The sequence below is a fragment of the Eubacterium segne genome (assembly GCF_014287775.1).
Lineage (GTDB): Bacteria > Bacillota > Clostridia > Lachnospirales > Lachnospiraceae > Eubacterium_G > Eubacterium_G segne.
The window spans coordinates 29,970-48,977 of the sequence record NZ_JACOOZ010000008.1 but is presented as its reverse complement, the minus strand read 5'-3'; the positions used below and the strand labels follow the sequence as shown (position 1 = coordinate 48,977).

Annotated in this window: 14 protein-coding genes; 2 read left to right on the top strand and 12 right to left on the bottom strand. The window is 35.8% G+C overall.

Features of this window, described 5'->3' with window-relative positions:
• Positions 1–19: 19 nt before the first annotated feature.
• Positions 20–703, top strand: coding sequence for a hypothetical protein (locus H8S00_RS10960; protein WP_186840530.1), 684 nt, complete (start codon positions 20–22; stop codon positions 701–703).
• Between the two features lie 142 nt (positions 704–845).
• Positions 846–1,901, top strand: a complete 1,056-nt coding sequence (locus H8S00_RS10955) for a tyrosine-type recombinase/integrase (RefSeq protein WP_118589736.1) — start codon at positions 846–848, stop codon at positions 1,899–1,901.
• A gap of 75 nt (positions 1,902–1,976) precedes the next feature.
• On the opposite strand, the gene tuf is transcribed toward H8S00_RS10955, so the two are convergent.
• The 12 genes from tuf to H8S00_RS10895 all read right to left on the bottom strand — a co-directional run bounded on the left by tuf (position 1,977) and on the right by H8S00_RS10895 (position 19,000).
• On the bottom strand, positions 1,977–3,164 hold the full coding sequence (gene tuf, locus H8S00_RS10950) for an elongation factor Tu (protein WP_021951967.1): 1,188 nt from the start codon (positions 3,162–3,164) through the stop codon (positions 1,977–1,979).
• 190 nt (positions 3,165–3,354) lie between these two features.
• Entirely contained in the window at positions 3,355–5,472 is a 2,118-nt protein-coding gene (gene fusA, locus H8S00_RS10945; RefSeq protein ID WP_021951966.1) for an elongation factor G, read from the bottom strand.
• Positions 5,473–5,559: 87 nt separating this feature from the next.
• A complete protein-coding gene (rpsG, locus tag H8S00_RS10940; RefSeq protein ID WP_021951965.1) occupies positions 5,560–6,030 on the bottom strand; it encodes a 30S ribosomal protein S7 in 471 nt (156 codons plus the stop codon).
• A 233-nt stretch (positions 6,031–6,263) separates the two neighbouring features.
• Positions 6,264–6,683 (bottom strand): 30S ribosomal protein S12, encoded by a 420-nt coding sequence (gene rpsL / locus H8S00_RS10935; protein ID WP_021951964.1) that lies wholly within the window; start codon positions 6,681–6,683, stop codon positions 6,264–6,266.
• 126 nt (positions 6,684–6,809) lie between these two features.
• Positions 6,810–7,361: a DUF2207 domain-containing protein gene (locus tag H8S00_RS10930; protein WP_118589748.1), complete on the bottom strand. Its 552-nt coding sequence runs from the start codon at positions 7,359–7,361 to the stop codon at positions 6,810–6,812.
• A complete protein-coding gene (locus H8S00_RS10925; protein WP_186840529.1) occupies positions 7,343–9,370 on the bottom strand; it encodes an AAA family ATPase in 2,028 nt (675 codons plus the stop codon). The genes H8S00_RS10930 and H8S00_RS10925 overlap by 19 nt, the downstream gene beginning before the upstream one ends.
• Positions 9,371–9,382: 12 nt before the next feature.
• Positions 9,383–9,559, bottom strand: coding sequence for a hypothetical protein (locus H8S00_RS10920; RefSeq protein WP_021951961.1), 177 nt, complete (start codon positions 9,557–9,559; stop codon positions 9,383–9,385).
• Positions 9,552–11,726: a DEAD/DEAH box helicase family protein gene (locus tag H8S00_RS10915; protein ID WP_186840528.1), complete on the bottom strand. Its 2,175-nt coding sequence runs from the start codon at positions 11,724–11,726 to the stop codon at positions 9,552–9,554. The genes H8S00_RS10920 and H8S00_RS10915 overlap by 8 nt, the downstream gene beginning before the upstream one ends.
• Positions 11,727–11,738: 12 nt before the next feature.
• The gene (locus tag H8S00_RS10910) at positions 11,739–12,893 is read right to left on the bottom strand and encodes an aminotransferase class V-fold PLP-dependent enzyme (RefSeq protein WP_186840527.1); all 1,155 of its coding nucleotides are present in this window, start codon (positions 12,891–12,893) and stop codon (positions 11,739–11,741) included.
• A gap of 4 nt (positions 12,894–12,897) precedes the next feature.
• Complete coding sequence (locus H8S00_RS10905) at positions 12,898–16,428, bottom strand: DUF6079 family protein (protein WP_118589751.1); 3,531 nt, start codon at positions 16,426–16,428, stop codon at positions 12,898–12,900.
• The gene (locus H8S00_RS10900; RefSeq protein WP_158576816.1) at positions 16,421–17,269 is read right to left on the bottom strand and encodes a DUF4007 family protein; all 849 of its coding nucleotides are present in this window, start codon (positions 17,267–17,269) and stop codon (positions 16,421–16,423) included. The genes H8S00_RS10905 and H8S00_RS10900 overlap by 8 nt, the downstream gene beginning before the upstream one ends.
• Before the next feature lie 15 nt (positions 17,270–17,284).
• The gene (locus H8S00_RS10895; RefSeq protein ID WP_118589753.1) at positions 17,285–19,000 is read right to left on the bottom strand and encodes a phosphoadenosine phosphosulfate reductase domain-containing protein; all 1,716 of its coding nucleotides are present in this window, start codon (positions 18,998–19,000) and stop codon (positions 17,285–17,287) included.
• Positions 19,001–19,008: the final 8 nt, after the last annotated feature.

Genomic DNA, 19,008 nt, shown 5'->3' with positions numbered 1-19,008 from the left:
TTATTAAGGAGTAAACGCTATGAAATGGTTATCTAAAATAAATTCTATTATGAAAATAGTATCACCAAAAACTACTGCTACACCGTCATTTAGCATAGATAAGTCTGACACTATTTTTCCAGACTGGCATATTTCTATATCATTTGGTAAATCTACATCTGAAAACTATGCAAAAGCTGTTGTGTTAGCAAAAAATGCTCCACAATATCATGAGCAAATAGATAATGGAGTTATTCTTCATCAAGCTATTTATTCTTGCAAACCCACTGATTTTATAGCATATCTTATGTTGTATGAATTGGTTGGTTCATGGAAATCAACATTTGTTATAGTAAATGGCAATTTAACAGATCGAAAAATAATTGGTAAGTTAAATCGCTGTTATGGTGATAAATGCAGAATAGGAAATAACAAATATTGCTACGGTGCTAGCTATATGACTGAAAATCCTTTTGGATGTCATAGGCTCCAAATAAGTGCATGCAACACACCTTGGTGGTCATTTTATAATCATGTAGGAACCCAGTGGATCCTTGATAAACGTGCTATGAAAGAAAGAATTGATGCATATGCTCGAATCTACAATATTTGTCCTTGTTTTAATTATACTCAAATAATTAAAACTCTTAATGCCTTACCCGATTCAATGAGCAATTTTCAATATACAAATTTTTGTAATTCGGGTTACGGATTAAAAATGTAATAAAAAGAGCCAGCCATTTAAGACCGGCTCCAGAGCATGAATACATACTCCCTGAACAAGAATATTGTATCATCTTTGGAGCACCCGGTCAAATGCTGGGTGTTATTTTTATATCCTTTTTAGGGAAGAAAGGAGATACAATATGGCAGTTTTTAAAGATGAAACTAGAAACACTTACTATGTGAAAACTTATTACATTGATTACACAGGAGAAAAAAAGCAAAAAAAGAAACGTGGCTTCAAACTAAAAAAAGATGCTGTTAATTGGGAACGTGAGTTTTTGCTGCAAATGCAGGGCGAACCTGATATGACTTTAAACTCACTAGCTCAATTATATCTAAAAGACATAAAAACCAGACTAAAAGAAGTAACTTATGATGGTCATAAACATTTATTGAACAATAGAATACTTCCATATTTGGGCAATAAACCAATTAATTTATTAACTCCTGCTGATATAAGGGCATGGCAAAATAAACAGATTTCCCAGGGATATTCGGATGCATACCTTAAACGAATGAACAACCTGCTTGTTGCTACTTTAAACTTTGCTGTAAAATTTTATAATTTAAAAGAAAATCCATGTCATTTAGCTGGAAGTATGGGGAAAAGAAAACGAAACAAAATAACATTCTGGACTAAAGAAGAATATTTTAAGTTTATTGCACTTGTTGATGATATTACAAAGTATACAATGTTTCAAACTTTATATTACACCGGAATGCGTATAGGAGAACTATTAGCACTAACATATAATGATTTGGATTTAGATAATGGGATAATTAGAATTAATAAGACTGTAAATTTCAAAGGTGGAAAAGTCAATGTTACTTCACCCAAGACACCTAAGAGTAACAGAGAAATAACTATTCCCCAATTACTGGTTAAAGATTTAAGTAATTATATTGAAAGAATTTATGGCTATAAGATGACCGACCGTGTCTTTCCATATACCAAAGCTATTCTTTATAAGGAACTCAAAAAGAAAAGTGAACAGGCAGGACTAAAAAAGATACGAGTACATGATTTTAGACATTCACATGCAAGTTTACTAATTGATATGGGTATTAATCCATTACTGATTTCTGAAAGATTAGGGCATGAACGAGTTGAAACTACCCTTAACACTTATAGTCATTTATACCCTTCCAGAGCTGATGAGTTAGCAGAAAAGTTAAACAAAGTAGTACCATTTTAGTACCACTAAAAGAAAAAGGACTTAGGAAAAACTCCTAAGTCCCTTTATTTATAGGCTATTCGCCAACATATCGTATTATTCGATAATTGTAGCAACCTTACCTGAACCTACTGTTCTACCACCTTCACGGATAGCGAATCCAAGACCCTGCTCCATAGCGATTGGGTGAATAAGTTCAACTGTGATTTCTACGTTATCACCAGGCATACACATTTCTACACCTGCTGGTAAGTTACAAACACCAGTTACGTCAGTTGTTCTGAAGTAGAACTGTGGTCTGTAGTTGTTGAAGAAAGGAGTATGACGTCCACCTTCATCCTTTGTTAATACGTAAACCTGAGCTGTAAACTTCTTATGGCATGTTACTGTACCAGGTTTAGCAAGAACCTGACCTCTTTCGATCTGGTCTCTGTTGATACCTCTTAAAAGAGCACCGATGTTATCACCAGCCTGAGCTTCATCAAGAAGCTTTCTGAACATTTCGATACCTGTGATAACTGTCTTCTGTGTTTCTTCCTTAACACCAATGATTTCAACTTCATCATTTAAGTGAAGTGTTCCTCTTTCTACTCTACCTGTAGCAACTGTACCACGACCTGTGATTGTGAATACGTCTTCTACTGGCATTAAGAAAGGCTTATCTGTATCTCTTTCTGGATCTGGGAAGTAATCATCAACAGTATCCATAAGTTCCATGATCTTGTCGCCCCATTCTGAAGCTGGATCTTCAAGAGCCTTAAGAGCTGAACCCTTAATGATTGGTGAACCATCAAATCCATATTCATCAAGGATTTCTGTAACGTCCATTTCTACTAATTCTAATAACTCTTCGTCATCAACCATATCGCACTTGTTTAAGAAAACAACGATCTTTGGAACACCTACCTGACGTGAAAGTAAGATGTGCTCTTTTGTCTGAGCCATAACACCGTCAGTAGCAGCAACAACGAGGATAGCACCGTCCATCTGAGCAGCACCTGTGATCATGTTCTTAACGTAGTCAGCATGACCTGGGCAGTCAACGTGTGCGTAATGTCTCTTCTTTGTTTCATATTCAACGTGAGCTGTAGAGATTGTGATACCTCTTTCTCTTTCTTCTGGAGCCTTATCGATGTTCTCGAAATCTGTAGCTTCATTTCCTTCAACTCTTTCTGCAAGTACCTTAGTAATAGCAGCTGTTAAAGTTGTTTTGCCGTGATCGACATGTCCGATTGTACCAATATTACAATGTGGTTTTGTTCTTTCAAACTTAGCTTTTGCCATTTTAGTAATCCTCCTAAATTAATATATAAATTATTTTTGTTTGACCTTAATCGGCCAATTCACAAGGCTATCCCCATTATATTTTATAATGGAGATATTTTCAAGCCTTTTAAATATATAATCTCGAAAATTTTGTATCTAGCCTAAGCATTGCTTTGCTATATTCAATTTTCTGCTGTTATATTTTGAATTATTTTGCTCTGCTAGAAGCAACCTTCTCCTGAACAGACTTTGGAGCTGCCTGATATCTTTCAAAGAACATTGAATAGTTACCACGTCCCTGAGTTGCTGAACGAAGTTCTGTTGAGTAACCGAACATTTCTGCTAATGGAACGAATGCTCTAACAATCTTTCCACCACCAATATCGTCCATACCTTCAATCTGTCCACGCTTTGAGTTCAAGCTTCCGATAACATCACCCATGTATTCTTCAGGCATTGTTACTTCAACCTTCATGATAGGCTCAAGTAATACAGGGTCCGCCTTCTGCATAGCTTCCTTAAATGCCATAGAACCGGCAATGTGGAATGCCATTTCTGAAGAATCGACTTCATGGTATGATCCATCATATACTGTAGCATGTACACCAAGTACAGGGAATCCTGCGATAATACCTGACTGCGCAGCTTCTTCGATACCTTCTCCAACAGCCGGGATGTATTCCTTAGGAATATTACCACCAACTACTGTAGACTCAAACTTGAATGTTTCTTCACCGTTTGGATCCATAGGCTCAAATTTAACTTTACAGTGACCGTACTGTCCACGTCCACCTGACTGCTTAGCATATTTACTATCAATATCAACAGGCTTTGTAAATGTTTCCTTGTATGCAACCTGAGGTGCACCAACGTTAGCTTCTACCTTAAATTCACGAAGAAGACGATCTACGATAACGTCTAAGTGAAGTTCACCCATACCTGCGATAATTGTCTGACCTGTTTCAGGATCAGTATGAGCACGGAATGTTGGATCTTCTTCAGCCAACTTAGATAAAGCTTCACCCATCTTACCCTGATCATTCTTTGTCTTAGGCTCAATAGCAAGCTCGATAACCGGCTCTGGGAATTCCATTGATTCAAGGATAACAGGATACTTTTCATCACAGATTGTATCACCTGTTGTTGTTACCTTGAAGCCAACAGCTGCTGCGATGTCACCTGAATATACTTTATCAATTTCTGTACGTTTGTTAGCATGCATCTGTACAATACGTCCAACACGCTCTTTTTTATTCTTAGTTGCATTTAATACATATGAACCTGAGTTCATTGTACCAGAGTAAACTCTGAAGAATGCCAACTTACCAACAAATGGGTCAGTCATAATCTTAAATGCTAAAGCTGAAAATGGTTCATCATCTGATGAATGACGAACTACTTCGTTACCATCTTCATCAACACCTGTGATGTCAGGGATGTCTGTTGGAGCCGGCATATATTCAATAACACCGTCTAACATCTTCTGAACACCCTTGTTCTTGTAAGCTGATCCAAGGAATACTGGAACTGCTTCACAAGCTATTGTACCTTTTCTAAGAGCTTTCTTCATATCATCAACTGATGGTTCTTCTCCTTCAAGATACTGCATCATAAGGTCATCATCTAATTCACATACCTTTTCAACAAGGTTCTCGTGCCATTCATCAGCAAGATCCTTTAAGTCATCAGGTATAGCTGTGATTTCGATATCTTCGCCCTTATCATCTTTGTAATAATATGCTTCCATTTCAAACAAATCGATTAATCCGATGAAGTCATCTTCTTTACCGATTGGGATCTGTACAGGAATAGCATTCTTTCCTAAACGATCAATGATTGTCTGAACTGAATAAAAGAAATCTGCACCCATTTTATCCATCTTATTGATGAACGCCATACGAGGTACATTGTATGTGTCAGCCTGACGCCATACATTTTCTGACTGTGGTTCAACACCGGCCTTAGCATCAAATACACCTACAGCACCATCTAATACACGAAGTGAACGTTCAACTTCAACTGTGAAGTCAACGTGGCCCGGTGTATCAATGATGTTGATACGATGCTCTAATGCACCAGCCTTTGGCTTATGATGATCTTCCAATGTCCAATGACATGTTGTAGCAGCTGAAGTAATTGTGATACCTCTTTCCTGTTCCTGCTCCATCCAGTCCATTGTAGAAGCTCCATCATGAGTTTCACCAATTTTATAGTTTACACCGGTATAATATAAGATACGTTCTGTTAATGTAGTCTTACCTGCATCGATATGAGCCATAATACCAATGTTTCTTGTTCTATCCAGTGGATATTCTCTTCCAGCCAAGGTTTTTTCCTCCTATTTTTAGTCTATTAGGCAATTGCCTTATATGTCATGCAATGCTGCATATTCTCAATAAATAATTGAACTTTATTAGAAACGATAATGTGCAAAAGCCTTGTTTGCCTCAGCCATCTTATGCATATCTTCACGTTTCTTAACTGATGAACCAGTGTTATTAGCTGCGTCCATAATTTCGTTAGCTAATCTGTCCACCATTGTCTTTTCACTTCTCTGACGAGAATATAAAGTAATCCAACGAAGACCTAAAGCCTGTCTTCTTTCCGGTCTTACTTCAATAGGTACCTGATATGTGGCACCACCGATACGTCTAGCCTTAACCTCAAGTGCTGGCATAACGTTGTTCATAGCTTCTTCAAATACTTCGATAGCATCTTTTCCTGTCTGATCTGCAATCTTTTCGAATGCTCCGTATACGATTTTCTGAGCTACACCTTTCTTACCATCTAACATAATGTTGTTGATAAGTTTTGTAACTACGATGCTGTTGTACATTGGATCTGCTAATACTTCTCTCTTCTGAGCATGTCCCTTACGTGGCATTGTTGCTTCCCTCCTTAATCAATTTTTCCAGAATTTCCAAAAATATTCTTTATTTGAAATTCTTGTTTTGCATAATATCAAAGATATATGCGATTAGATCATAGGTACTCACTTAGATTGTGTCTTGCTCACGGCTTTAGACTCTATATCTACATAACTCTAATAACCGTTACACATTCATTCAACCTGTGACTGACTTATAAAAGTCATTCCTACTATTCGTAATGTGCTTATTACTTACCTGCTTTAGGTCTCTTAGCACCATACTTAGAACGTGCCTGGCGTCTGTTTGCAACACCTGCAGTATCAAGAGTACCTCTAATGATATGATATCTTGTACCTGGTAAGTCTTTTACTCTACCACCACGGATAAGAACAACGCTATGCTCCTGAAGGTTGTGACCTTCACCTGGGATGTAGCTTGTTACTTCGATACCATTAGAAAGACGAACTCTGGCAATTTTTCTAAGAGCTGAGTTTGGTTTCTTAGGTGTAGCTGTCTTAACTGCTGTACAAACACCACGCTTCTGTGGAGAAGCTGTGTCGTTCATCTTCTTATTCAAAGAGTTGTAGCTCTTTAATAAAGCTGGAGCAGTAGACTTCTTAACTGCTGTCTGACGTCCTTTTCTTACTAACTGGTTAAATGTAGGCATTCCTATTTCACCTCCTGTTATTAGAATTACGTGTTAATCTGTTACACTTACATACAAAAAGGCACACTGTCCCCTTTACGCATGCCCTACTATTATATTCTCTAAAAAAATAAAAGTCAACAGTTTTTATATATTCCGTCCCCCGCTAATTTCACGTTTAAGTTTCTCCTCATAGGATACACCTGAATCATCTAACTCATCCTTAAACTTTTTAGCATAATCTATACTGTTTCTAATATAATCCCGTCTGTTTGTGGCACCTGATTTTAAATCATCATATAATTTTTCAATACCGCCTCTGGCATAGGCATTAAACCTTTCTAAGCACTCCTTTGTTTCCTCTGCTTTTCCATCATCAGTGTCATATCTGAAGGCTCTGTTTATACATTCTTTTTCATCTGACTTTGCTCCGTCTAATAATGTAATCAGTCTATATAAAAACATACAGTCCTGCTTATGCTTAGATACCGCATCAGCATATATTTTACCGGTATCCTGAATTGAATTATCCCTTGGAGCCTTAACATTATAAAGATATCCTACAACAGCACCGCAAAGATACACATCAATATACTTGTCAAATATTTTAGCATCATTTACCAAAAATTTGACGTAGGCAGAATGTTTTCCCCTTAAAAGAACGTCACCTTCAAATAGTCTTATTCTGTTATCTGACATTTCGTATCCTCCTTGATTATCTCTGAATATGTATCACTATGTTTCTCCAGTACGTAGCTTTTTGCGACTTTTCCTTCTATAACTTCCTTTGCATAACGCCAGTCCTTTTCCATTACAAACATTATTACCTGCTCTGCAACTCCCGGTAATTCCCTGGCAATATTTTTTATGTGAATTTCGTCAGCATTAGAGAAAGGTGCATCAAGTATCAATGGATATGATTCCCCTTTCATCTCCTTATCTCCAATTTGAATTTTCTGCTCTTTTGCCAAATCCACCAGTCCTGCAATGAAGGCAAAGTTTTTAACCCTTATAAGACCTTCAGATTCACCGGAAGTAACCAGTTCGTCTGAGCCTTCTGCCTTTGTATACAAGGTTGTCCTGTATTTGTCATCAATTTTTAACACACGGGTTCCACTATACATTCTGCTAAATATCTCATTTACCTTATTTTCAAGTTTCTCCCTTATTTGCATTTCCTCACTAATATAATAATCATCAAACCATTCTTTAATTGCTTCGGCATATGCCATATATCTGTTTATCTCTTTGTTCTTTTCATTTCTGGCAACAGATATATTAATTATTTTTTTAGCATGATCTCTCTGCTCTTTATTTTTTGAGATTGTGGATATACAGTTATCTCTTTTTTCAGCTAAATCCTTTAATTTATTTTTAGTCTTATTTAATCTAAACTGGTATTTTCCTGCATCTTCTTTACCTGCAATTTCTTTTTCAATTTGCTTAACTCTGTCATTTGCTTCATTTATTCTTTCCGTAATATCAATCATTCTTTTTATTTTGCTTTGTAAAGACATATAAAAACCGTCGTCTCTGTTTTGTCTGTTAAACAAATTAATTTCTTTCTTAAAATTTGCCACGGTAGTTCCTATTGATTCCGGCGGAACATATTTTAACTGCTCCATTAAATGAATATATGCTTCATTGCCATTTTCGACTTTAGTTCCGCATATGCATCTTCCATTTTTAATAATCTCCTTTATGGAATCAGCAGTTATATCTCTTATTCCCTTATCTTCTATGTCAGCGTCCTCTAAAACTTCTTTGGCCTTTTTATATAACGGCTGTGCCATAAAGAAAACAAACCTGTCACTAAACAGTTTCACATAGGCATCACATTCGCTTTCTAATTCATTGTCATCCAAAATTCTTCTCTGTTCTAACTGTTCCTTTTCTTTCTGAAGCTTTGTTGCATCTGCTAACGATCTTATTTTATCTTCTAATTCCTCCTTAATCTGTTGATATTTTTTCATCTCATCTTCAGTATTGTTTTTTACTTCTTCATATTTAGTTATTTCTTCCTCCGCTCTTTGAACCTCTTTAATGTATCTTTGTTCCTTTTCCGTACCTAAGTGCGTCCCTAAATCATTGTAAAATCCACCGATAACCGTAGTTTTTGATTCTACTTTTCCCAGGTGTTTTCTGGCATTTCCCATGGCATTTAAGCCTAAAAGACCCTTTACTGCCTCAGACAAATCCTTTCTCTCTGCCACATTTTGAACCCGCTCAGTGTCAAATAGAAAATATCCTGATAATTCCTGCGGCATGATTTTGTTTATTATCTCTTTCCTGCTATCATCTTTTTCGACAGGATCGGTTCCTCCGGTGCTTAAATTCTTTGCAGACATTGTCAGCATAGGCATTAATCCCGTAACTTTTCCTTCTATCCTTTTATATGCTTGCTTTCGTGTTATGGTATACTCAGTATTCTGGTGCTGTAATACTATCTCTACCATAACCTGGTCTAAATCCCCATTATACATATTCATTGCCACATCAAGATTTAAAAGCATGTCCGGATTATCCTGCCGTCTAAACATTACTTTATTGTAAAGGCACCAGTTAAACATTTGAAGCAATGTAGTTTTTCCAAATGTATTATTTCCTAAAATAATTGTTACATTGTTGTCCTTATCACAGGAAAAATCTATTTTGTTTTCCCCTTTAAATTGTCTGAAATTCTTGTACTTTAATGATTTTATAAGCATAAATTGTTCCCCCTAAAAATTTTTATCTGACAAAGCATCAATTATAATTTTTCTGATAGCGTCAACCATGCCACTGTCGGTTTTCTGTTTTGTCTTTAAATTATCTTCTTCTAATTTGTAAATATCGTACTTTATTTTCCAAAGTATCTCTTCATCTAACTGTGTTTCCTCCTGTAATTTCTCACTCATAAAACTCCTCCTCATCTAAATAGTTTATTTGGTATTTATCCATTAGTTCATATATAATCTCATCCGCTTCACTGGAATTTTCAGCTAATGCGGCAAAATCCTTCATTCTTTCAATTTCTCTTTTTACCAGAGACGCTGACATTTTTACAATTGATTCGTTGTAGGAATCCACCCTATCTAATGGGATAGGTGACATTATAAAATCATATATATCTGCATACTTCTTTCCGGGACATTTTCTCAGTACCCTTCCCCTTCTCTGTATATATTCTTTGGGATTTGTACTGCTTGCCAAAATAAACGCCTTTCTGATACTTGGTATGTTTACACCTTCATCTAAACATCTTATGGCAATTAATGCCTGAATGCTCTCTCCCTCATCAAACTCTCTCTTTAAAATTTCACGTTTTTGTGCATCCTCCTCAGAGGTAAACTTCGCCACCTTCATATTAAGCTCAAGGCCTAAACGTTTCATTACAATGTCAATCTGTCTTTTTTCTTCTTCAAGAGGCTTTCCCTCTTTGTAGTCTATATCTTTCATGGTAGTAGCTCCGCAATATACCAATATATGATTTTCCTCCATATAGTCTTTCATTTCATCTACTAATGCATCAACCTTCTGCCTTGCTGCTGCCACTAATCTTGCCCGCTTTATTAAAAGCATTTTTGCCTGGTCACTTATTTCCTTCTTTTTGTTCCCTAAAATTAATTTTCCTATCTTCTTTGTCAGTTCCAGATAATCATTTAATTCTTCCGATTCAAAAGAAACCACCACAGGATGGTAGTAATATCTCACCAGCATATCATTTTCTATTGCATCCTTTAGGGAATACTCAATACATTTATTTTTAAAATAATTAAATAACTTTTCCGTGCCTGCACTGTCTCCGTGCCTTTCTAATGTTGCAGACAAAGCCAATCTGTATGGTATCTTTTCATCAAGGCACTTACTTAACTTCTCTGCTCCAAAATTGTGTGCCTCATCTACCAGTAATAAGGCCTTATCCTTTACATCTTCTATTATGTTTTGAACCTTTTTTGATGAATAGGTTGCATTGGTGAAAATCCCACACATATAGTCCGATGCACCAAATTCTAATGCCATACATGCATCCTTTAACCTGGATGCCCAATGCTTTTGAGGTGAAGCACTGTGACATATAACCGGCTTTATATTAAAGCTTTCTATATCCTCTACCCACTGACTTACTAAATGCTGATAAGGACACACTATAAATATAGCAAGTCCTTTTCTTACATGTTGGTATAGTCTTACAACTGCCGATAATCCTGTCAGGGTTTTACCTGTTCCTGTTGCCATATCAAATATTCCTATGTAATTATTTATCTCCCATTGCTGTATGGCACTTTTCTGATAATCTCTTATGCTAAACCATTCAGGAAAAGCCGGCCCTTCTTTTAGTTCTTTTCTCCCGTTATTTTCTGACTGATTCCAGTCTTCTTTTCTGTCTAAACTTAAATCTATTTCACTGCTTTTTCGATATTCAAAAAGTTTCTCCCTTGAAGCCTCCGGAAAATCCATTATACGTATGTGAGGTTCATAGTCATTCCACATTGCATCAAAGTTAACCTTTTTATTCATTACCCGCTGTCTTTCCGATTCCCCCTCCCATGATTTATAAACATCAATATTTTCCATATTGTATGAAAATGCCGTGGTACTTTCATTCATAGAACCGCTAAACGCTACAATATTTTCCTCATAGTCATATAGCAGTCCCATTTTTTCATGATACATTCCAATACCTGCTTCATTTTCCACAACTGCAATTTTTATTTCAAGAACATTTGCAGCTACCAGATTAGCCAGCAAATCAAGCCTTCTTTCCTCATATTCGTTTTCCGGTTCCAAAATAGCTTTATTAATGCTGTTTGTAATAACACTTTTCCGTTGCTGTAGCCCTTTCTCTATTGCCTCTACATCTTCCCCGGATAATTTAGGAGAAGCAATCAACCGGATTTTTCCTCCGTTTTCTACCAGACCTGATATGCCCTTTGATATTTCAATTAATGCTGTGGATGAAAAAAATCCCACTGCCCTTTCATATAATTTTGCCTTACTTAATAAAGGATAATAAAAATCTTCCACCATATTATCATTAAAAGAACGGTATTCTTGTTTTATTTCTACATCTTTAAAGCTCATAAAAAATTCCCCTTAGTATTCCTCTGCTATATCCCTTACAGCCTTTACAAAACCATCTATTTCTTCTTTTGTGGTAAACTTTCCAATACTTGCCCTTACCACTCCCATGTAATCAGTATCCTTTAAATATTTGTGAATTAGTGGAGCACAATGATATCCTGTTCTCACTGCCACGTCATAATCCACATCCAAAATCATTCCTGTTTCAGATGCCTTATAGCCTTCTATATTAAAAGGTACAATTCCAACGGAATTAACATTCCCTGTTACATACAATTTAACGTTATGTATTTTTTCAAGTTCCTTTACCAAATAATTTTCCAGCTCTTTTTCCCTTAAAAATAATGTTTCAACTGCTTCATTATCCTTTATTTCATCAAGAGCTGCGTTAAGTCCTGCTGCTGCCACCACATTAAAACTTGCCGGCTCATATCCTTTAATGCCATTATCAGGCATCTCCAGATTAAGGGAGTCAGTTCCGGTTCCCCCTGATATATATTTCCTTAAATTATTTCCACACTTTATAAAAAATCCGCCTATTCCCAAAGGTCCATACAAGGTTTTGTGCCCTGCAAACACCATATAATCAATATGTGTCTGCCCCAAATCTATGGGAACTAATCCCAATGACTGGGATGCGTCCACTACCACTGTGGCTTCGTATTCCTTAGCAAGGTTAGCTATTTCATTAACAGGCAATATATAACCTGTCACATTACTCACGTGACATGCAAATACCTTTCCCGGAATATCCTTGGAGAACATATACTTTGTTTTTTCAATATCTATTGTTAAATCCTCATTAAGAGGCAGTTCAACTATATTAAATCCATATATTTTTTCTGCAGCATGCAAAGTTCTCATTACGGCATTATGCTCAAAGGCAGAAACATAAACATTCTCCCCCTCCCTAAAGGAAAGTCCCATAATCACTTCGTTTAAGGCTATAGTTGCTGAAGGGGTAAGTACCACATTATAATCGTCACTGCCTCCTGCTAACTTAAGAAGTTTATTTCTTGTTTCATCTATTATATTTTCCGCTTCCTTCGCCTTACTGTATCCTCCCCGTCCCGGGTTCATTGCCAGATTTCTGTTGACAAAATCCATTGCCTTATATACCTCTTCCGGTTTAGGATATGTAGTTGCTGCATTATCCAAATATATCAATTTATTACCCCTCTAATAATTCCTCTATGGTCTGCATTAAAACTGACAGCTTTTCCTTTGTTTCCAGTGCATCTCCAAACTCATCCAACGCCTCTGTTATGGCATTTTTTAAGAAATACCCTGTACTGTCGTCTAAATTTGCATCGTAATATTTCTCTACCTTATTTCCATTTCTGTCTGTAAAGCTTAATTTACTTTCACCTTTATCCTCTTCCCCGTTAAAACTTTCCAGACTATTTTTAATTTCTTCTATAGAAACTAAAAACTTATCTTTTGTAAAATCATTCCAGTCTTCAATATAAATTCCACTTACTGCCTTTGCCAGCCAATTGGCAATCTCTAACTCATCATTTATATCCAAGTCCCTTATAACATTAATAAAACCTGATGTATTTTCATTCCACACCTGTTTAAAGGCATTATTTTCTATGGTTTTATACCAGCCCTTAAGGCATGGTGCCAAACTTTCTCCCGGTGCGACGCTCCAGATTTTCTTAATATTTCTGACAACGTCCTCCTTCTCCCTTAAGGCAAAGGAATTAAGATATTCAACTATCTTTTTCATTTTAACTATACAGGCTTCAAAGCTTTTTTCTTCTCCACCTAATATGTTTAAAACTTCCTCAAAGAGAATGTCCCTTGGATTAAGTTCAATATTTCTAAACAGATTTCTAAATCTGTAATATTCCCTTCCAACGCAATTTCTTTTGGTATTTATGGTAATCTGCGGGAGATTCCTGTACCATTCCTGAATTTTAGCAACAATATTTCCCAGCCTGTTTTGTCCTGAAACATTATCCATATGGAAAATATTTTCAACTGCCTTTAAATATTTTTCTTTTTCAAGACTTTCCTTTTCCGTGTATAAAAAATACCTGTCAGGATTTAAATTTATATTTTCAAACACATTACTTGTAATTTCGATTTCCTTATCAGACAAATAAACAACAGGCATATCTTCCATTGCCATAAATTTTCTTGCTAAATAAATAGGTATAACTCCCCTTCTGACACCGAAGCTTTCTCCCTCTAAAACATCATAAAGTTCCTTAAAAGATACTTTTTCTCCCGCTGATTTCATAATAAATCCGTCAATTTCCTTATTTATCAGCTCTACGCCCTTATCCACCGTTTTCTCATTATTGTTTTCTAATAATCCTGTATGAACCACAGTAGCCCTGAAAATGGTAGCTTCCGGACTTGTTCCTTTGTTGTATCCTATGCAGTCATCATTATTTAGAATATTATCAATTATTTTCTGACGTGCTTTTTTAATCTGCGCTGATACATTTGTACGGTTAATAAGCTCATTGTTGATTTTTGGTGCCATGTTGTAGTAGCTGCTACATATTCCACTTAAAAATCTGTTAAAGGCTCTCTCTGACTTTATTTCAGGTAACGGTTCGCAGTAAAAAATTCTACACTCCCCATTTTCAGGCATATAGCTTTTCTCTAAAAAGCTGTTTATTTCAAAAATCAAATCCTCTTCATATAACTTAAGCTCTGATAATAAAACCTGATTATCCTCAATAAACCTGTCATTTTTAATAAGCTGTTTTACTGCAAGAAGTTTTCTGATATTTTTATCCTGAACAAACCTGTTTTCAGGGTAAATAACCACAATTCTTTTATCATTTAATTTGTTTACCTGATGTATAATTTTCTCTGTGTCATCCTCTCCTGCATTTACTATAGCCACAATAATGCCGTCTGCCCTGTATTCCTCAAAAAGATATTCCGCCTTCGTTACCTTTTGAAACTGTTCAGGACTCATAAACACATATCTGAAAAACCTGGTCATGGTAAACTTCTGATTGTACTGTTTAGGAAGAGCAAAATCTAATTCGGAAATTTTCTCTATTTCCTTTGGAATATTCACTTTTCCCGTGAAAGAATTTACAACCTTTTCTATCTCTTTTTCTATATCAACACCTACGTTATGCTTAAAGGCATAGGTACCCATTTTTATTCTGAAAATAATAAGACCTTTTTTCTCTAATTTATCCACAGTCTTATTGAAGCTTTCCCTGTTAAGCCCTGATGCTAACCATAGCTTTTCTTTTACTATAGGCAATTCGTCCGGCTTTCTTATGATTCTAAACACCGCCAATGTTTTAATTATCCGTCTTTCTTCCTTTGACTCTGCTTTATTTAAGGCATAGTCCGCCTGTAACCATTCATTATGTATCTCAGGCATACCTTTATTTTCCCTAAAGAGATTTTCAAAATAATCATATACCACATCCACCCCTAACATTTCGTTTTTATCCAGCAGGTTAATAAGACTTCCATGCTCATCATTTGCCAGAAATGTAAATACACTTCTCTCATTTTGGGCAACCTTGGCACTAATATTAAAAAGGCAGTAAGAGGTAAGGGGTAAAAGTGGGAAACTTCCCCAAGCCACTATTTTCATATATTCTTCCATTGTAAAATTGCTTTGAAAATACGGTGTATTATATGACTTTTCAATTATTTCCTTAAAAGTATCATTCTCTTTTAAAAATGACTCATATTCTTTTTTGCTTTTTGATACAACATGTCCTATAATTTCATAATTATTTGCTGGAAATACTACAAAACGCTCTTCCTTTAAACGTCCCTCTACTCCCATAAAAGCGTTTATCATTTCTTCCGGCATGTCTTTTCCGTATTCTTTTATGCTTTTGTGGGCAACAAAAGTAATGTGGAGCTGGTACTCTTCATTTTTCTGAGCCAATTCACACATATCCTGTAATATTTTCATGTCTCTTGAAAAAGTGTCCTGCCGATGTCCTTCCACATACTTACTAAACTCATCAAAAATAACATAAATTCCACTGTATCCTTTTATTCGTACCAGTTTTTCCTTTATGTCACTGTAAAGCTTTATGGCAAGAGTTTCATATATAGGGTTAAACCTGCTGCCTGAAGTAAGCATTGGATATATCTTTTCAAATAAATCCATTGCCTCTTTGTTTTCCCTTGACAGCTTCTTTAAAAACTCCCCGATTTCATAATTATTTTCCCTTAATTTTCCCACAAAAGCCCTATATGTATCTTTGTAGTTTTCCTTCCACTCCCTGATACACTCATATGCCTTTGTATAATATGTTTCCGGGACAATGTCATTTAATCCCTCTCTTTTTAAAGCCTCCCTTAATCCTTCAATAAAACCGCGGTTTAAATCCTCATATGTGCCTGAAATAATAACCGGCAAAAACTTTTTTCCCTTTAAAAGTTCAATATTGGAAGTTTTATTTAATTTGTTTGCCTTAATTTTCCCAATAACTTTTTCAAAAACTTCTTTATTTCCACTAATTAATGCCATAAAAACCAAAAGCAAATGAGATTTTCCCTTACCATATGGGCCAATAAGAATATTTGCCTTGTTTCTGTTTTCAACAATATGTCCTGCATATTCATTTAAAACATCCACGGAAGACACCGTTGGAATATAACTTACTATTTTTTCCGGGTTATTTAAATCCAGTTCAAGATTAATTGAAGTTTGAAATCTTTTGTCAATATGTATCATGTCCGTTAATTTATGCATAATATTTCTCCATTATCTGCTCTAATGTAATGTTATTTTCCATGTATATCATATCAAGCCCCGCTGTTCTGTTTAAGGTGATATAGCCCTCTTCCTCTAACTTATCTAAGTATTCATTCATTTTAATCCGCTTTAAATTAAACACTTTTCCCGGTGACAAAGGTTCGTTTACAGCCTCATCAATTCTTAAGGATAAAGTATTTTTATAATCCATATATTTTTTTAGGGCATACAAAACCGCCATAGGGCTTAGAACCGTATAATCCGGTGCCGTTTTTATATATTTCTTTCCATTTTTCTTTATTAAACCGATTTTAGAAAAAGGTGAAATACGCTTTTCCTCCGGGTCGTAATCCTGTGTTTTTTCCCTTGTGTACATATTAAGTAATACATTTACATCATCCTGAAGGGAACGTACGGAAAAATCCTCCACCCCCATTTTATGAATTTCATTTTCCAGCAATACAAACAATTCATCCTTATCAAATTCCTCTGCATTTATCTTATTGAAAGTTAAATACCATGAGGTTGCATTTTCCCTGTTATGAACAAGATTTACATGGAAAATTTCCAAAGGGAATATATCCTCAAAATATCTGTCATTTTTCAGTATTATTTTTCCAATTTCAGTAAGCGAAACCTGACTTTTTCCTGTTTCCTTAGTAAAATCTCCTGCTTTTAGCCAATATCTGATAGCCTTTGCCATATTACTTCCCACTCCCAGAGTGTCTGCTCCAAAATTCTTAGAAAATACCTTTTCGTTTTTATCCACTTCTATTAAGCCTTTACTAAGCCATCCCTCACGAATGGCAAATGTCTCGTGGCCTTTCAGTTTTATCACAATCTGCCTCCTAATCTATTTATCCTTCTTAGTTGCAAGTACCTTTCTCATGTAGCATCCCCCTGTATAATGGTTGACGCACTCCATGCATCTCTTACATTTATCGTCTAAAATTCTGTAACTAATGCCTTCTTTTCCTTCCTTAATAACAATTGCATTATACTTGCATATGCTTTCACAGGCACGGCAACCCATACACATCTGATATTTTGTAATCTGGCATTTTACCTTTTCTTCTGCAGTTTTTACGCTTTTTGCACCATCAATGTGATAATCAACAATAGTTACCTTTAATGTATTACTGCCTATTCGTCCCTGAAGTTTTAATACCGGCATGGCATTTTTCCTTGTAACGTAAACCTCACCTAACCTTTTATTTCCCAAATCAAAATTTATATATCCAAAAGGTTTAAACAATTCATATAATTCCTCCGTTATAGGGCGAAGCAGCTGGTAATTAAAGGCATTTTCCTCTAATGCACAGGGTTCAAAAGAAACTGCTGTTTTTCCTGCATATTCTACGCCGTTTCCCCCTTGCCTTGCCTTCCATTTTCCGTCATCCACATACACTTCGGCATCAGGCTTTCCTATCTTTATAGCGAAATCAATAAGCATCTTCCTAAACTTATCAGACTGCTCCTTCATATGAATTTTAGATAAAAATTCTGACCATCCGCTATTATTCGGGCAGCACCAGCATCCTACCCTGGCATAGCCCAGCCTGTATGCATTGTTAAAATCAATTTTTGTGGTTAAAATGTATAACCATACATCAAAATCCATCCAGTCAATAATGGGAGATATGGTAATCTGCTTTGTTATTTTCGAGCCTTCCGTTTCCCTCTCATACTTGCTTCTGCTTTTTGACTCGCTTCTTCTTATTCCATAAAAAGTAATGATTTTATTTTTATTCTTAAACAGGGATTTTATTTTTCTTTGAATGGCACCTGTCTTAAACACTGTGCAACACCAACGCATAACACGACTTGGCGGCCCAACTAACTGACAAAGTTCCTCAAAATCCTTGTCCTTATTTCTAGATGACAAAACCGGAGTTTTAGGATGTTCTTTTTTAAATCTCTCAACATATTTAATGGTCTCCGGGAATTCTAAAGTCGTATCCCCAAATATATGCAAGATTTTCGGTTCGCTAAGAGCCCTTATAACTAAATCCGACGTAACTGTAGAGTCTTTTCCTCCCGAAAAAGACACAAACATATCCATTACCGTATAACCTTTTACAGACCCCCTTATATAATCCGTAGCTTCCTTAACTATAAATTCATATCTGTCACTATTTGCCTTAACAAATCTGTCTATGTACTCATCAAAATATTGCCGGTTAATATTTTTTTCTTCCTGAAAGTATCTCTTTCTAACCAAATCAGCATCTATATTTTTTAAATCCTTAACGGAAAATCTTATACGCTTTCCATCAATGTAATAGTAATTCCCCGAGCAATTCCAAACTGATGACTTTTCGTAGGTTCCGGGAGCCTTATTCCATATTAATTCCAGCAAAAGCCTCTCCTGTGGGAAAACCGGGCGGATATCCGTAGTTATTCTCTCTCCCTGCGTATTGCAGCATTTGCACACCTTTTCATATAATGGCACCTTACAGTTGTGACACCAATATATATCTGAGCTCTCTAACTTACTTCTGCCGCCACACACCGGACAGATACTGTTTTTTGTAATAATGTTATCCTTTTTGCATTTGTATCTAAGCACTGTTCTTT